Below are 16639 nucleotides of genomic sequence, written 5' to 3' on the forward strand. Positions count from 1 at the left end.
TATGGCTGCATAACCCGATACATTTTGCAGGTCGGGCTACGCCCGACCTGGCGCAAAGTAAGAGGAGCCAGCACGAAGTGTTGCCAACTCCAAAGATAAACCCCTGCATTTTCCTCGGGCTTGCTCAAAAATTTTTTCCAATGTACCACCAAGGTCGGTATATCTATATGTTCGCCTATATTTGCTATCCTATTTGTGTTGAAGAACGGGGAAGGTGTTTTGAAACATTCTGTGCCTAGGCGGCGGAACCCCTTTGCTATGCAACGGGAGGCTTTGGACGGCGGTTGGCGAAACGTAGAAAGCGTCCCACTGAAAGGTGAGGGAGAATTCCTGGCTTTGACGATGTCCGGTTTAGTTCGGCTTGCTCGCAACCGCCGCGACATACTCCGGATCCGACGCGCCGACAGCTATGGTCCGGCACGCGTGACTGTCAATTCTGTCGAGACGGGGAACTATCTGGGTGCGATCGCCTGGAAATGGCCAGACTGAGTGTCCGTGATTTCAAGGATTTCAAGCCCTCCCGAAAATGTTTCATGATGGTGAAACAATCTTCCTATTGTCGCCGCATTACTGAGTTAGTGAATTAAGCACTGTCGGCAGACTTGGAGTATTTTCGAGATGTCGCGTATTTGGATATTCGGCCTCGTTCTCGTCACGGCGATCGCGGCGTTGAAGACGCTGATTGTTGCCGAGCTGGCCTATCCGCAGGCCGGGCCGGGCATGGGCATTCTTTCCGGACTTTTTGCGCTGTTCTTCGCATTGACCGCGATTGTGGCCTATGTCGCCTGCACGCAGCTCAATCGCCACGTGGTGCAGCGGCGTCGTGAAAAGCTGGCGCCAGGGGCCAGTGAGCCCATCGCCAAGGAAACCGTGATCCTGCGCCATGCATCGGATTGGGGTCTGTCGCAGGCAGAAGCGGACGTGGCTATTTTCGTGGCCAAGGGATTTTCCAACAGCGAGATCGCCGAAATGCGCGGCAGCGCCATCACAACGGTGAAGTCGCAGCTGGGCCGTATCTACCAAAAATCCGGGCTTGATACGCGTTACCAACTGATCGCCTTCGTCACCGACGAGGTGGTATCAATGGCCAAGGAAGCCGATCGTCCCGATGCCAAGGTAGAGACAAAGGTTGTGCTGCCGCTGACCGGGCGCCGCAAGCAAACAGCGGCCTGATCCCTGGTCATCGGATTGAAGCCTCCGAGTTTCTTTCGGACGCGTCGGTTCTGAAACCCGTGCGGAGCTTGGTTTACACCAAACATTCTGTATCGCGACACCCGCCGCCACAAAAGCGAAGCACTATCTTTGATAAAGCCAGCTCTGGCGCACGTTCAATTACACGCAGTTTCTGGGATCCGTTCACTGCACCAACGCGATTGCAGGACAGCGCGTTGCTGCTAACGTGACCTTCATGGAACGCCGTATACTCGAAACGAAGGTTGTTCATCCTGAGCATGGTGAAATCACCCTGTTCGAGGTCGTTGACATCGTCGGGGGTGTCGAAGTCTACCCCGACGAACGACCTCTATTTACAACGAGGGAAATGGCTCAGGCCTGGATTGATCAGAAAGTAGAAAAAGGACGCTGACGCGGTCTCTATCTAGTGGGATGCAGGACGGACACCGCGCCTGCGTCCATCACTCATACGCCACGGTTCGAAGATGCCAGAACAGCCAAGCAAACACAACCAGAAGGCGATATAGCTAACATATGCAGGCGGCTGCATGGCCACTCACCATCCAGCCGCCCGGCCCCAGGCTGGAAGGTAGCAGGGGCAAGTTTTTCGCCGACCCGTCCCTTTTGGGCGAGCGAGCCGACGGTGGCAGGGATAAAATACCACACGAGAGACCGCGGGGAGCGGACGCCCGCTAGACTACTTTGCACTCAAGTTGCTCGCAGGTGCAATGCGAGACTTTACACAACAACGATGCTGTGTCGCCCTGTATCGGCAGTTTGAGAGCTGTGTCGGTGGAGGCTAGACGCCTGTATAAACCGCGGACCTAGGGGCGATCCAAAGTGCCGAGCATTCGAAATGATGCCGCAAGCTTGTCGTGCGGCACAACCTCATCCCATACTGCAACGAGATCAAAGATCTTTATCTGCGTAGAACGCTATTTGTTCGGTGGTCTTGCCGTAACTCGGCTCGATAGCTTTGATGGCCGCTTTCCTGAAGCATATTCAGATTGAATTTGAGGCAAGGGTTTCTCATGTTCCACCGATGGATATTGCCCTTATCAAAACTTTTCTGGAGGTGGCTGCGACGGGATCTTTCGTTCAAGCCTCGGACCGCCTCTTTGTAACCCAGTCTGCCGTTTCGCTCAGGGTGCAGCGATTGGAGGAAAGCTTGGGTCGGCCTCTGTTCACCCGCTCGAAAGCAGGCGCTGAACTCACGCCAGCCGGTCGCGAGTTCGAAAGCTATGCACTCAGTCTGATCAAGATTTGGGAAGAAGCGCGTCAGCAAATTGCCATACCGGAAGGTTTTCGGAAAAGTCTGACAATTGGGGCGCAATACTCGCTCTGGCCCCGGTTGGGGTTCCGGTGGATCGATCAACTGCGCACAGCCATGCCGGATCTGAGCATCAGGGCAGAACTTGGCATGCCGGACCGGCTGACGCGCTTTCTCATAGAGGGCGTTGTGCAGGCCGTACTCGTCTATTCTCCGCAGATACGCCCCGGTCTCATCGCAACCAAAATGATGGATGAAGACCTGGTGCTCGTGGCGTCCTGGAAAGATCCCCAATTGAATGATCTGAAAGGGCGCTATGCATTCACCGATTGGGGGCCTGAGTTTGTTCAGGCCCACGCGATTGCGTTGCCGGAACTGACAAACCCAGGGCTGACGTTTTCCCTCGGTGCCCTGACCGCCGAGTACATTCGGTCCCGAAACTACGCGGCTTACCTGCCCGCGCGCTACATCAAGCGCTTTCTCGATTCTGGCGAGTTGCACCTTGTGCCGGACGCACCGCGCTTTCCGTTTCCGGCCTGGGTCGTCTGGCGCGAAGACGTTGACCCGGAAGTTGCAGAAATATCACGTTCCGCGCTTGCCGCAGTCGTCGCCAACACGGATGCCGATCAATCCCGAGTGATCCGACAACTGCAAGAAATCAGTGAGAATCAAGACATTGGTGTGCTAGGCGAGGCTGAGATCCTCAAATATAACAAATAGTCGTTTTATACGTTAATAAAATGAATTTTACTCTACGATGACCGCTTTCTAATTCCTATCCCAGCAGAGATGCTCCCGTTCTGAATGAACCGAACGGGTCACCTTTTGGGAAAGGAAAGACCCATGAATAATGTAAGCAAACTGGCCTCGATGTCGGCTCTGGCTCTCGTCTTGGCGGCACCTGCCTTCGCACAAAGCGGCATTGTCGGTATCGAAGACCTGGATGATCGCATCGAAGACATCGAAGACGATGTGCAAGACGACCTCGCCGAAGGCGATGACGCGAGCCGCTACGGAACGAACCAGTTCGCACAAGGCTGGAGCGGTAGCTTCGCACTTGGATTTTCGGCGACCTCTGGCAACACCGACACTGCCGACCTCGATGTCGCCGGTCGTCTACGGTATGGCAGCGGCCCGTGGAACCACTCGTTCGGCTTTGCCGTGGAATGGGCGGAAGACAACAATGTCACCAACAAGGAAGAGGTTTTCGCGACCTATGAAGCGAACCGCTACCTGACGGACAGCTTCTACATCTTCGGCCTCGGTTCGGCGAACTACGACAACTTCGACACGCTGAAGTGGGACGCCTTCCTCGGTGCGGGACCCGGCGTCCGGGTGATCAACCAGGAGAACATGACCTGGCGTTTGCAAGGCGGACCTGGCTATCGCTACACCGAAGACCAGTTCGGCAATGATGATCACGAAGTCGCCGGCATCGCCTCGTCGCGTTACTTCTACAAGTTCACCGACACGGTTTCGCTGACCAACGATACGGACGTGCTTTTCTCCGAAGAGAACACCCTTATCACCAACGACTTTGGTGTGAACTTCAAGGTGACCAACAAATTGTCCACCCGGATTTCCTATCGCACCGAGTGGGACAGTGATCCGGCACCTGGCTTCGACGACTTCGACAACAAGTTCGGCGCGTCGCTCGTCTACGGCTTCTAAGACTGCTTGTTATCCCTCAAGCAAATGGATGGGGGACGGAGAAATCTGTCCCCCCTTTCTTATTCATGTGCAATAAATTGAGGTGCGAAAAATGCCCGATTGGAAAAGGCCTTCGGAAAGCGACTGTGGCTATGTAGAGGTTCTGACTACGCACCATACCGGTGCCGTCTATGGGCATCGCTTGGTCGGAGCGACCGCAGGGCCTCAAGTTTTGATTGCAGCCTTCTGCCCGTCAGCAGAGCAAGTGTTTCCAACGCATTCTTTCCATTCCAACGCTGCCTTGGATGCGCGGCACTCTTTTGCTCGTTCGCTTGGACCTCCTGGATGACCTGAGCGAGGACCTGTCATCGTATTCAGGCTGCGGAAAGATAGATCATACGGTCGTTCTGCCGTGGTGCGAAATCCGTGAAATTGATGAAGCGCACATTCGGCGGTGCTATTTTATGACTCTGCGGACGTGCGCCGATTTGGGCATGATCTCGGGTCGCGGCGTGCCGGAAATTCCGTTTTGAACATACGTTGCAAGGCTAAATTGGTCCTCAGTCGAAATTTCCCCTCGTTAGCTGCGGTATTTCCACGAGTGATTCCTAGCCCTCGTCCCCGCCTGATCACTACTTCGTTGTGGGATCGAAGCGCCATCTTCCATCCGCGCGAGTTTGCCACCTTCGCAACCACTGCCTCATCGGACATAGTCACGTGATGCGCCACGCATTTGTTCTCATCCTTTCGCTCGCCGCGGTATCAGTCATCTGGTGGATTGGACGCGATCTTGTTCCGCCTCGATCCTTGACCTTTGCTGCAGGCGAAGTTGGCGGAGGATACCATGCGATTGCGACGCGTTATGCAAAAATCCTAGCGCGCGACGGTATAGAGGTGCGGGTACTCGATACCGCCGGGTCCGTCGAGAACGTGGATAGGCTGACATCGGGTGAGGCCGATGTGGCGCTTCTTCAGGGCGGTGTCTTTGCAAAGGGTGAGGTCGAAGCGCTTGGAGCAATGTTCTACGAGCCGCTCTTCGTGTTTGGGCAGTCTGCCACCGAAGTTTCGGCGAATCCGGGTGATTGGGCGGACCTGAGGCTTGCCGTCGGGCCGGAGGGATCGGGCACGCGCGCTGCCGCTCGTGTTTTGCTATCAGCGAGCGGTGTCGCACCAGATGAAGTGACACTATTGCCCGTTGGCGGGGCGGAGGCAGTCACGGCATTGCGTGCAGGCAGAGTCGATCTGGCGCTGTTTGTGGCGCCGCTCGCAGCCCCGTATCTCCAGCCGCTATTGGAAGATCCGGATACGCGTCTGGTGCGACTGCGGCATCTCGAGGCGCTGGCACGCAGCATGGATCATGCGGAGATCGTCACGCTCCATGCCGGCGCAATTTCACTGCGTCCGGTACTGCCGCAACGCTCTACCGACCTGATGGCAATGGTTGCACGCCTCGTGAGCCACAGAGATCTCCATCCCGCACTCGTCAATCGATTGGTGATGGCGGCCCGCGAGATTCACGGTGATCGTGACCAGATTTCCTCCGAGGGCGCGTTTCCCGCCACCTCCGGGATCACGATGCCGATTAATGTGAATGCGTACGACCTCATTGCCGACGGACCAAGCCTGCTTGCATCGTACCTGCCGTATTGGGTCGCTGCGCAAGTCAACCGCATTGCATTGCTTGCCCTGCCGATCGTGTTACTGCTGTTTCCGCTAATACGTTCGTTGCCTGGATTGTATCGGTGGCGGATGCGGTCCCAAGTCTTCCGTCATTACCGCGAGATCCGCGAGATAGACAGCGCTGTGCCAGAGACCGCCGACAGCTCACGACTCTCAATCTTGCGGAATCGGCTGGAAACCATAGATGTGGAACTGGCCAAGCTGCGCTTGCCGATCGCTTACCGCCACCTTGCATACACTGCACGTCTGCACGTCGACCTCGTACGCTCGCGCATCGACGATAAGCAGCATAGTGCCAAACCTGACGAGAGGTCGTAACCGACTGCGAGCGCAACACGATGTCGCTCGAGCGTTGGCTCGGAGCATTCACCGCCACCCGGTCCGCAGCCTTGAAGGCCGCGGATTGCAACCGCGAGATCGACAATTCTGTTTCGGCGTTGTTGCTCGCTTTACGAGGGCGATGTCCGCAAAATCAATCAGTTGTGGTGAAGGACATGCCTATTGCCGCGTCCGTCATGCGCAATCGCGCGTTCGCCTGGACTCACCCGGGAGTTAGGATGGCCGCTCCCGGTCAACGGATTGCGCCATCGCTTTATGTTTGCCCGCCTTTTCGCATTGCGTCCAGAACGGCATTCATCGGCGATTGGTCCACGGTAATCAAACCACGTCGGGGCCGATCCAGATCGATGATCACGAAAACAAGAGCGACAATGAGAACAGGCATCATCAGTGCGGTGGCTGTGATTCTTGTGCGCCCCGCACCCGAGGCGTATCCGAGGAGGCCGCCGGACAAAAGGAATGTTGCATATAGCATGATCAATACGATTTCAGGAACGTGCCGATCTATTGCGGCGTCCCTTGCGGACAACTCATCGATTACGTCGTTCAGCGAATTCGAAAACGCCACTGTTGCGGGAGAAGAGTTTTCCCTGGTGATTTCGGACGCGATGGCCCACAGGTTTGCGAAGGCCTCTTCGGCAGACGCGATGAGGTTATCCCGCTTTTCCTTTTCGGTGACCGGGACAGTCGAGGCCGCGACACGTTCGGCAGCGTAGGCCAGCAACGCCGGTTTCACCAAGTCTGCATCCTCAAGATAATCCGTGCGCAGCCAGGCAGTCCCTATAGCGTTCGCTTCGGCCACGACCGCTGCCGAGCGCGCATCATGCCGGCCGAGCGCCACGCTAAAGGTAAACCCCAAGAGCAGGCCGAGAATCCCGAGAAGGGACGCCTGGGTTGCGGTCACTTGACCCGTTTCCCCGTCATCGCGCGGAGGGCGGCTCTTTCCCAGCCTGCGACCCAGGTACATCGTCAAAAACATGCCGCCCAAAAGGGCGATTACGATCCAGATGGTCGGCACATCGTACATTATTTCTTGCCTCATGTAGAATCCTCAGCGTGAAGAAAAACCCTAGTCAGGACACAAGCTTATAACAACGGCCTTTGCACGGATGCCGCCGACGCTTCTAGAGATGCTGAAAGCTGTTGAGCACTTGACGGCCTTTCGTGGGCACTGGGGATCCGGGCCAGGACGAGAGCAGCGAGCAATAACTTTGTGGCGATTTTGTCCGTCACGCGCGCCACAACCCTGGCATCACGTAAGCCTGGCCGAAAGAGGGTCGCCTGGATTTTTGGTGTATTACGCTTGAGGATCGAGCGAGACCACGAAGGTCGTGCCTTTTCCCTCCTCTGTTTCGAACTCAATCCGTCCCCCATGATGGTCGACAATGGCCTTAACGATGCTCATGCCGAGGCCAGTCCCTTTTACGGATGTCGTGTAGCTTTCTGGCGCGCGGGTGAACCGTTCAAACAGACGCTTTTGCAAGGCTAGAGGTATTCCGTGTCCGTAGTCGCGCACCCAGAAACCGTCGCCATTCGTGATTATCCCAGCTTCCACTTTACCGCCAGGCAAGGATGCCTTGATGGCGTTGGACAACAAGTTGCTCAAGACTTGGAGCAGCCGAAGCTTGTCGCCCTTGATCGACTGCGGCTGCCCTTCCGGAGGAATCAGGGAGACTTGCACATCATGCTGGGTCGCGTATGGCCCGATGTCATCTACCGCTTGCTCTACGACGGAGGGCAGTTCGACAGTCTTCTGATCGGCGACAAAGCCAGCGGAGCTCAGCCGTTCAAAATCGAGAATATCTTCGACCAGGTGACTCAAGAGGTCGGAGTTCCGGGCTGCCGTATCCAGGACTTTCTGCATGTTCTCAGAAAGCCTATCTCGTTCCAGGGCAAGCAGCTTCACGGCGCCACTGACCGAAGTGATAGGGGTGCGGAGTTCGTGAGACACCGTTGAAATCAGCTCATCCTTTGCCATGCGAAGCGATTTCTCTTGGGTGATATCGCGAACGACGCCCACAATGCCCAACCGGGTCTCCATCTCGCTTCGGAGCGGCGCCATGAACACTTCGCCGGGAAACGTCGATCCGTCCTTTCGCCGGAGATCCATCTCAAACCGGTTCACAGCTTTTTCCCGGGCCTTGCTATAAATGCGCTCACCCTGGTGTTCATACGCATCCACGCTGGGATAAAGAACAGACGTGCTTTGACCGATGAGATTGCCTTTGCCGAAGCCGAAGAGCATTTCTCCGGATGAATTGATCATCCGGATCCGCCTGTCGTCGTCCGCAGCGATGATCGCGTCAGGTACAGCCTCGATGATCGCATTCAGCAGCATAGTTTTTTCGGCAAGCTCCCGTGCGCGTTCGGATTTGAGTAACTCCTGCCCAAGCCACCGTCCAAACAGGCGTACCAGTTCCGTTTCCATTGCGCGGAAGGGTTTGCGCTCGTCCGGGCCGGAGAAATTCAAGGTTCCGATACGCGTTGTGCCCACGCGCAATGGTACGCCAATATAACTTTCCAAACCAAAGTTCAGATAGCAGGGGTGGTCGGCGATCTCGGACTCACCTGCATGGTGAAAGTAACTGACATCGTCCGCAACCAGCGTGTGCGTGCAGTATGTCTCGGATACGTTGAATTCGGCTCCAGGGTCCGGCGCCCAGTCAGGCCCTGTGACATGGTGGACGCGGTAGACGGAACCATCGATGCGGCTGACGATTCCAAGAGGCAAGTTCAGAACGTAACAGCCCAACTTTAACAGCCGGGAGATTTTCTCGTCCATGTCGAGGTCTGGATCGAGCGACACCGTGAACAATTGACGCAAGGCGTCGTCATGACGCCCCAGAAACTCGCTCCACTCTTGTGACGGGTCTGATGTACCGTAATCCGACATGGTCCCTCGCACATTTTTTTGACTAGTTGGAGCGTCATTCACTCAAGGAAACAGTAAAGTTCAAATTGACGTGTGTCTGGACTGCGCTCGGCGATAATCTTCCAATCGGCTACAATAAGGTGACCGACGTCGCAGGAGTAGAACGGCCCTTCGGTCCGTCGCGCATTCGGCCATGCGGCCTCACCGCGGCGTTGCGCTTGGCATCCCGGTTTGCCCGCCTCGCGAGCACGTCCCTCCCCTGCCGCTCCGCCGGATTGCGCTCTGGTCTGTTTTGCGGGGCAAAACGATCCCGCCGCTTCATCCGTCTCCCGCGTCCGGTCGGGCCGTTTGCCTGCTCGTGTCGGGCAAACCTACCGTCAAAACACACACACATGAGTGCGGAAGCATATCCTCCGGATGGCCCCCAAATCAGCCCGCGTCAAGGATCGCAAAACTTTTCGGCGAGGGCAGGGCCTGTGGCCCGGGGCGGTTTCGTGCGTGAGGGCGCGCATGTGTCAGGTGTTGCGCGCAGAAAACTTTTGCGCCCGGCAAGCCGGCGGCTGCGCCGTCCCTGACCCGGGCAGATTCGGAAACCAGGCATTCGGCCATGCCACCACACTCACGTGGTGGCTCCTCAACCGAACACTGGAGACCAGACATGGCTTACGACACCGCAAACACCTACGAGACCATCGAACTTTTCGGGCTGATTGAGAAGGACGCAAAGCTGCCGATCCCGGAAGATCACATCCTGACCGACCACATCATCCGCGAAAGCTTCGAGGCTCTGCTTGGTCAATTGCGCAATACTGGCCTTGAGGCAGAAATCGAACCGCTGGCCCATGGGCTCGCCACGATCCTGCAGCGCCGCAAGGTGGCACTCGGCAAGGAGGTTGACCGCACTGCCGACAAGATCGGCGCGCTGGCAAAATCCCACGACGGATCGGAGATCGCCGAGACCGCGCTCGAAGAAGCGCAGGCGCGCTTTCTGCAGCTGCGCGAGATTGTCAGCGCCATCGAGGTGATGAGCGAGGCGGCGGCGGAATGCTACGAAATCGAGACCGGTCACGCCTTCATCCCGGCAGCCGGGTCGCGCGCAAGCGTCCGGGCGCAAGAGACGGGTGCTGTCTTCGAGGCGCGGCAGCTCCTGGAGCAGCATGATCGCGAAACCGCCGAGAAATCGAAGGTCGAGGGGGTCCCCCTGATCGTCTCAGGCGCCACCGACTGGACCGATGTCGATGTGATCTTCAACACGCTCGACAAGGTTCGCGAGCGGATCAGGCAGAACCGCAATCAGGAGATCTTCGTCTGCCACAAGGGTGGCAAGCACGGGGCCGAGATGATCGCGGCTCGGTGGGCCCGGGCACGCGGGATAGCGCAGGCGCGCTTCGATCCGCGCTGGTCCGCGCACGGACGGGCGGCACCGTTCAAGTGCAACGACGAGATGCTGGACGACAAGTTCGCGGCAACGGGGGTTGTGCTCTTCGGTGGCAACGGGGTCGCTCTGAACCTCGGGCAGAAGGCGGAAGCGAAAGGCCTGACGGTCATGCGGGTTGCGGACCCGGCGAAGAAGACTGCGGAGACGTGAATTGAGAGGGTCGCCTTCGGGCGGCCCTTTCGTTGTTACTCATGCGCGTGGCGGTGCCCCAAATTGCTTTGCAAAGCAATATTTTCTGATAGGTATATACGTGCCAAGCAAAACTTGGAAATGATTGGCATGACCCCACTCAGCAGCATCGCGATGAGCGCCTATACCGACTTGGTGCGTCTTCTGACGGATGACGCCTTGTCCGGTGTGGAGGGCAAGCCCACGCTCAAGGAACGCGGTGACAAGGCCTATTGGTACGCCGCGCGACGCGTCGGAACCGAGATGCGGTTCATCTATATCGGCGAAGACAGCGACCAGACGCGCGCGCGCATCGACCGGATCGAAGAGCAGCGCATGGCGGCCAAGGCGCGGCAGGCGGAACGGTCGCGGCTGGTTCGGCTCTTGCGCGCCGAAGGCATGACGCCCATCGACCGGGCGACCGGTTCCATCCTGTCAGCCATGGCCGCAGCGGGGACATTCCGGTTTGTCGGCACCATCGTCGGGATAAACGCGTTCCGGCTCTATGAAGGTGAGCTTGGCATTCGCCTTCCCCTGGGCGGCATGAACAATACCGGCGACATTGACATCGCGCAGTTCGAAAAGCTCAGCGTGGCCCTGCAGGATCAGGTCGATCCGGGGCTCGCCGAGACGTTCTCAGCGCTGAAGTTCGATCCGGTTCCCGGGCTCGACAAGGGGCGGACCTGGCGATGGGCACAGGGCGGCAGTGGCCAGCTGGTCGAGTTCCTGACCCCGGCCTTCGGGGATGAGAGCGTCCGAGACTTGCCAGCTCTGGGCCTGGGAGCGCAGGCGCTGAACTACCTCAATTTCCTGATCGCCGAACCGATACATACGGCGGCGCTCTACCGGTCGGGCGTTCTGGTCCAGGTGCCACGCCCGGAGAGATACGCGATCCACAAATTGATCATTGCGGATCGGCGGCGGGACGGGGCGGGCAGCATCAAATCTGCGAAGGACAGGGAGCAGGCGGCCTTTCTGATCAAGGCGATGGCCGAGGACCGTCCCGATGATTTGGCTCGGGCCTATGCCACTGCCATGGAGGTCGGACCGCGCTGGCGGGAGCATATTGGCAACTCACTGAAGCGGATGCCGGGGACGCAGACGATTCTCGAGAGCCTAAGCGCGTGATGGCGAGGGCGAGGCGGCCAGCTACTGATCCGCTGCTCTGAGGATCGCGTGCCAATCCTGCCCTGCTCCCAGCACTCTTAAGATAACCAACTGATCTCGCTCGACCTGATAGATGATCAGATGCTCAGCGATGGGATGGATGCGAACAGGTGGATCGAATTCTGCGCGTTCACGGGCCATCTCCGGCATGAAGAGCAAACGATCGAAGGTATCTTCCATGATGTCGGTATATCTGTCGGCCTGAGCCATTGACCACGTCTGCGCCGTGTAAATCCAGATGTCTTCCAGATCGCGTTGGGCTGTTGGCGTCAGCCGATAGGCGATGGGATTACTTGCGGGCATGTTTCTCCCGCATCCGCGCCTTGAACGTCTTGAAGTCGAACGGCTCGGGGTCGCCGCTCTTGAGACCTTCATCGATGGCTTGCTGCAAAGCTTCGATCGCTTGAGCGCGCTCTTGGTCGCGGCGGATAAGGTGGCGCACATAATCGCTCGTATTGCTGAAGCTGCCATCTTTCAAGCGTGCTTCAACCCAGGTCTTCATCGGATCGGGGAGAGAAACATTCATGGTGGCCATAGTAATCCTCCTTCTTAATTCAGACATATCATTAAATGCCATATTTTGTCAATAAATATGACAAAACTTGCCATTCTCCCGGCCGCTTTGACCTTTGCCCGCGCGCCGCATTGCCGGGACCATCGGGTGATGGACCATCCCGGCAATGTCGTCCGTGACCAGAAGGCACGCCGGGAGTTACGTTTGGCGCGGCCTTTTCGTCGTGTGTCTCGAGGCGTAGGCGCGCTCGTCTACGCGGGCTCAGCAATCTGCCGCCGCCAGGACCGTTATTCCCTTTCCATCGGTCCGTCAGCGTGCGGCCCATTAGCATCGGGTCTAACAGGTGGCTAAGCGCGCCTCGTGGGTATCCTCGACAGTTCAAGACGCGGGCTGTGGCGACGTTTCGCTTGAGGTTGAAGACCAGCACGACCTTCGTGATGTTTCGGAACATGGCACCCACGCGGGTGGGCTCCGTCAGCACCCCGGCCAGGATCGGCGGGACGCGGACGCGGATGGTGGCGACGGCGTGACGGCAAGGGTCATCCGGATCACTCCTTTTTGCTCATAGATGTGGATCGCACGGGGTCGGCCCAATCGTGCCCTCAGCTGACGCTCCGGCAAGCACAAATACGGCTTCCACGGCGGAGCCGCGGACCCTCCGCATTTGCGCTTGCGACCGGGCCTCTTGCCCCCGTGCCGGGTGATCCCCATCGCAACAAGGAGTAACCCAAATGACCAACCACTACGTCGCCACCGTCCCCGTCAAGTTCACCGATACCGATGGCCAGGAGCGCACCCGCTTCCAACGCGTGGGCGCGATGTTCCGCAACACCCGCAACGGGGATGGCTCGGAGTTCTTCAGCCTCAAGCTCGACTTCCCGGTCGCGGTCTCGGAACTGGTGATGTTCCCGCCGAGCGCAAAGGACCCTCAGGGTTAAATCCTCTGACGAGGATGGGCCGCCCCAGGACGATCTTGGGGCGGCCCGATCCCTGTTCCAGGGATGCCGGTCGCTGCGCGATCAAGGGACCCACTCCCCCCGGAACGATCAGGCCGCGACAGACCGGCCAGTCAGCCTCAAGGGGGCCATCCGCAAAAACCTATCGGCCAGGGCCTCCCGGTTTTTGCGGCAGAGATTTGGTGACCAAATCTGGCCCTCCTCGACCCTGCCTGTCCGCCCTGTCGGTGGGGTTGCGCCCGCCCGCGGTTCCGTCCGAACACATGCGTGTTCGGCCAGACCTCGGGCGGTGCTGGGGAAGGGGACCCATTGGACAGGTGGGGTTCTTGATGGTGAGGGGGCAGCTCCGCGCCCCTGCGGGCCGCGGGGGAAGCGGACACCAAGGCTGCCTGAGCCTGAATGCAACGTAAGTATATAATTGACAGCTAGGTATATTATTGTAATGTAGGGGCAGCCTTGGTGGAAGGTGGCAGGAAATAGGGGGCCTTTCTTCCGCATGTCTCGAACGAAGCGCCTGACAGAGATCGAGAAGATGCAGATCGTTCGCGAGGCCGCGGAGGGTGCGTCGACGTCTGAGCTGGCTGGGCGCTTTGGAGTCACTTCGCGGGCCGTGCGCTACGTCCTGAAAGCCGATGCCGAGCGTCAGATGGATGCCGCTATCCCGGTCTCGGCGGTCAGTGTGAAGGTCACGGCTGCGGAGCTTGAGGCGCTCGACGAGGTGTTGGCGAAGGCGGGGATCGAGAGCCGGGCCGAGGGGCTGCGGCGGCTCATTCAGGCGGCAGGCGGGGTGTTCGTTCCGGACGCGCAGATGGCAGCAGAGATGGCGCGCTACCGCACTTCTCTGAACCAGGTTGGCAATGGTGTCGCACAGATCGCCAAGCAGATGACGCGGGCCAATCGAATGGGGCAGGGGGCCGTGGGGGGCACGAGTGCCGAGTTCTCCGAACTGCGCCTCGCGCAGATGCGCGGGCTGGCGCGGTTCATCCTGGATTCCGCTGATGAGATCGATCTGCTCCTGCGCCGCCGTCGCGACGCGATGCAGCTCGAGGCCACGGCCGCGCTGAGGGAGTTTGCCCATGCGGCTGAATGATGCGGTTGACGCGGTCACCGGCGAGGTCTTTCGGGACGGCTGGAGCCGGATCCGGGGCTCGATGCAGGGGCTGAATGTCGCCAAGCAGAGCCAGCTTGTGCGCGCGGCGGCAGGGCATCGGCCAGCGGTCTTCAAGGCGATCCGGGGCGGCGGTACGCATACCAAATCACAGCTCACAAACCAGCTCGAGTACCTCACTACCAAGTCCACCCATATCGTGGACTCGAGCGGATTTCTGGATGGAAAGGCGAAGCTCGAGGCGGGTGACATCAAGGACCTGACCGAGCGCTTTGCCAAGCGGTGGGGTGCGGGCTTCAAACCCAAGCTGGGCCAGACCACCCATATGCTCATGTCCTTCCCCATCGGAACGCGCGGGGAGGATGTGCGCGACATCGCGACGGATGTGGCCGAGCGGTTCTTCCAGAGTGACGCGAGGCATTTCGACTACATCATCGCGGTGCACGAGGACCGCGATCACCCCCATGCGCATCTGGTGCTGAACCGCCGCTCGCAGGAAGGCGAATTCTTCTTTCTGGGGCGCAACCACCGCTTCAACTATGACGACTTCCGTCTCGCCATGGTCGAGGAGGCCGAGAAGTATGGCGTGCGCCTCGAAGCCACGCGGCGGGTCGATCGCGGGGTTGTGCATTACCCCGCCCCTACCCGCGAAGTCTATGCGGCGAAGGAAGAGGGCCGCGCGCCCCGCGAGCGGGAACGTGTGGGGACCGACCTGACCCGGACGCTGGCGGAGATCGCCAACACAAGAACCGTCTACCATTCGCTTGCTGCGGAGGCTTCACGCGAGGCGCGGGAAGACATCGCCGCTGCCCTCTTCCGCGCGGGCGAGGTGCTGGCGCGCGGCGGGCAGGTGCATAGAACAGGAGATGTGTATATGGCCGAGGATCAGAGTTTCGAGGACCTGAGAAGCCTCTATGCGGAGAAGCTCACGCGGGTGCAGGGCATGATCGCCGAGAAGTCTGACGCGGAACGTCCCGCGTTGGAAAAACGCCTCATCGAGATCCAGACGCAGGTCCAGCACATGCAGCCTCTCGGTTTGCGATCATCCACGCTGTCAGAGACCCCCTCGGAGGGCGGGATCTATTCTGAGGCCAATATCGACACCAAACAGCTAGAACGTCTTGCCGAGCCGGACTTGCGGGCGCGCATTGACGCGGCCCTGCGGGGTACCGGGATCAGCACATCGGAAGTGGTGGCCCGGATCGAAACCGGGGCGTCAAACGCAGCACTCGAGCACCAATGGATCGCCAACGATCTTGCCAAAGTGGCCGAGGCGCGGGACCTGAACCTCGAACGCCGCGCCGATCTGGAACAAGCGCGCGACATTCTCAACGATGTGCATGTCGCGCTCGGCACGCTGCTGGAACGGGAGAACGTGCTGCGCCGGGATGGCATCGTGGAGGAGAACGCGGTCAGCGAGCGGTTCCATTATCACGAGGGTGCAGTGCAGGCGATGGAAGGGACCATCCGTCAGGAGATGCGCGCCGAGGGTTTGACCGCGCAGCAAATCGAGGACCGGGACTGGGAGGTTGTCTCGCGGGCGGAGCGCCGGATCGAGACGGAGCAGCGCGCATATCTCGAGGCACATCCGGACCTGCTCGCACGCCCGGGCGATGTGTTCGACAGGTCCCAGCCCTACAGGGAGACCATCACCGATGCAGCTCGCGCCAGCGAAATCACCCGCGAGGTCGAAGGGGTCATGGAGGTACGCGACCTCCGCACGCCCGTTGCGGATGCTGTCGCAGATGACTTGCGCGCGCGCTATCCGGACATGCCGTCCCACCTCGCCCGCGGGCTTGGCGCGACCTACGCGGCCGTCGTCGAGATCCGGGACACGGAAGCCATCAATCAGGTCCGCCGCGACAAGGAGTTGCGCGACGGGCTCGGGTCTGGCACGCGCGACGAAACCCTCGCGACCCGCGATGAAACTGCGATGCAGTCTGACCGAACCGACCGCCTCGCAGACGAGATTGCGCGTGTCCTGGACCATGAGCGGGCGGGGGAGTTGTCCGCGCCCTTCGAGACCGAGGCGGAGCGGGACGCTTTCCGCGGCGAGATCGCGCGGGTGCTGGACGTTCGCCAACTCGAGCGCCTCACATCCGGCGATGCCGATGCGCTGGACAAGGTTCTCGAGGACCGCCTCGACCGGCTCTATGTCGCCAAAGTCTACCTGCAATCTGATGCAGCGACGGCCAATACGGAGGCCTTGCGCCAGGTGGTCGATGAACTGGCCGATGCTGAGTATGAAAAACACCGCGCGACGGACGTGGATGGCAAGACCGAGCGGGGTCAGGTCCATTGAGC

The 16639-nt window shown here is 59.2% G+C and carries 14 protein-coding genes; 10 read left to right on the plus strand and 4 right to left on the minus strand.

Going from position 1 to position 16639, the window contains the following annotated elements:
* Nucleotides 1–618: 618 nt before the first annotated feature.
* From FIU89_RS20975 to FIU89_RS20990, 5 genes are all read left to right on the plus strand, one after another.
* A complete protein-coding gene (locus tag FIU89_RS20975) occupies nucleotides 619–1173 on the plus strand; it encodes a helix-turn-helix transcriptional regulator (protein WP_152494640.1) in 555 nt (184 codons plus the stop codon).
* A gap of 235 nt (nucleotides 1174–1408) precedes the next feature.
* The gene (locus FIU89_RS22390) at nucleotides 1409–1585 is read left to right on the plus strand and encodes a hypothetical protein (protein WP_172978208.1); all 177 of its coding nucleotides are present in this window, start codon (nucleotides 1409–1411) and stop codon (nucleotides 1583–1585) included.
* A gap of 567 nt (nucleotides 1586–2152) precedes the next feature.
* On the plus strand, nucleotides 2153–3163 hold the full coding sequence (locus FIU89_RS20980; RefSeq protein WP_368373311.1) for a LysR family transcriptional regulator: 1011 nt from the start codon (nucleotides 2153–2155) through the stop codon (nucleotides 3161–3163).
* A gap of 123 nt (nucleotides 3164–3286) precedes the next feature.
* Complete coding sequence (locus FIU89_RS20985) at nucleotides 3287–4114, plus strand: YdiY family protein (RefSeq protein WP_152494641.1); 828 nt, start codon at nucleotides 3287–3289, stop codon at nucleotides 4112–4114.
* 699 nt (nucleotides 4115–4813) lie between these two features.
* Nucleotides 4814–6091, plus strand: a complete 1278-nt coding sequence (locus FIU89_RS20990) for a TAXI family TRAP transporter solute-binding subunit (protein ID WP_152494642.1) — start codon at nucleotides 4814–4816, stop codon at nucleotides 6089–6091.
* Nucleotides 6092–6365: 274 nt separating this feature from the next.
* On the opposite strand, the gene FIU89_RS20995 is transcribed toward FIU89_RS20990, so the two are convergent.
* Together FIU89_RS20995 and FIU89_RS21000 are read right to left on the minus strand one after the other, a co-directional pair.
* On the minus strand, nucleotides 6366–7154 hold the full coding sequence (locus FIU89_RS20995) for a hypothetical protein (RefSeq protein ID WP_152494643.1): 789 nt from the start codon (nucleotides 7152–7154) through the stop codon (nucleotides 6366–6368).
* A gap of 255 nt (nucleotides 7155–7409) precedes the next feature.
* Nucleotides 7410–9047 carry an ATP-binding protein gene (locus FIU89_RS21000; RefSeq protein ID WP_216647098.1) on the minus strand — a complete coding sequence of 546 codons (1638 nt, stop codon included), beginning with the start codon at nucleotides 9045–9047 and terminating at the stop codon, nucleotides 7410–7412.
* Between the two features lie 595 nt (nucleotides 9048–9642).
* Here FIU89_RS21000 and FIU89_RS21005 point away from each other — a divergent pair.
* Together FIU89_RS21005 and FIU89_RS21010 are read left to right on the plus strand one after the other, a co-directional pair.
* Complete coding sequence (locus FIU89_RS21005) at nucleotides 9643–10572, plus strand: DUF2493 domain-containing protein (RefSeq protein ID WP_152494645.1); 930 nt, start codon at nucleotides 9643–9645, stop codon at nucleotides 10570–10572.
* Nucleotides 10573–10701: 129 nt separating this feature from the next.
* A complete protein-coding gene (locus tag FIU89_RS21010) occupies nucleotides 10702–11718 on the plus strand; it encodes a GSU2403 family nucleotidyltransferase fold protein (protein WP_254701904.1) in 1017 nt (338 codons plus the stop codon).
* A 21-nt stretch (nucleotides 11719–11739) separates the two neighbouring features.
* On the opposite strand, the gene FIU89_RS21015 is transcribed toward FIU89_RS21010, so the two are convergent.
* Entirely contained in the window at nucleotides 11740–12060 is a 321-nt protein-coding gene (locus FIU89_RS21015; protein WP_152494647.1) for a type II toxin-antitoxin system RelE/ParE family toxin, read from the minus strand.
* Complete coding sequence (locus FIU89_RS21020; protein WP_152494648.1) at nucleotides 12047–12292, minus strand: type II toxin-antitoxin system ParD family antitoxin; 246 nt, start codon at nucleotides 12290–12292, stop codon at nucleotides 12047–12049. The genes FIU89_RS21015 and FIU89_RS21020 overlap by 14 nt, the downstream gene beginning before the upstream one ends.
* A 710-nt stretch (nucleotides 12293–13002) precedes the next feature.
* Between FIU89_RS21020 and FIU89_RS21025 the strand changes: the two genes are divergently transcribed.
* From FIU89_RS21025 to FIU89_RS21035, 3 genes are all read left to right on the plus strand, one after another.
* On the plus strand, nucleotides 13003–13209 hold the full coding sequence (locus FIU89_RS21025; RefSeq protein WP_152494649.1) for a hypothetical protein: 207 nt from the start codon (nucleotides 13003–13005) through the stop codon (nucleotides 13207–13209).
* 514 nt (nucleotides 13210–13723) lie between these two features.
* Nucleotides 13724–14317, plus strand: a complete 594-nt coding sequence (locus tag FIU89_RS21030; protein WP_152494650.1) for a helix-turn-helix domain-containing protein — start codon at nucleotides 13724–13726, stop codon at nucleotides 14315–14317.
* Nucleotides 14304–16637, plus strand: a complete 2334-nt coding sequence (locus FIU89_RS21035; protein WP_152494651.1) for a relaxase/mobilization nuclease domain-containing protein — start codon at nucleotides 14304–14306, stop codon at nucleotides 16635–16637. Before FIU89_RS21030 ends, FIU89_RS21035 begins: the two co-directional genes overlap by 14 nt.
* Nucleotides 16638–16639: the final 2 nt, after the last annotated feature.

This window comes from Roseovarius sp. THAF27 (assembly GCF_009363655.1).
Lineage (GTDB): Bacteria > Pseudomonadota > Alphaproteobacteria > Rhodobacterales > Rhodobacteraceae > Roseovarius.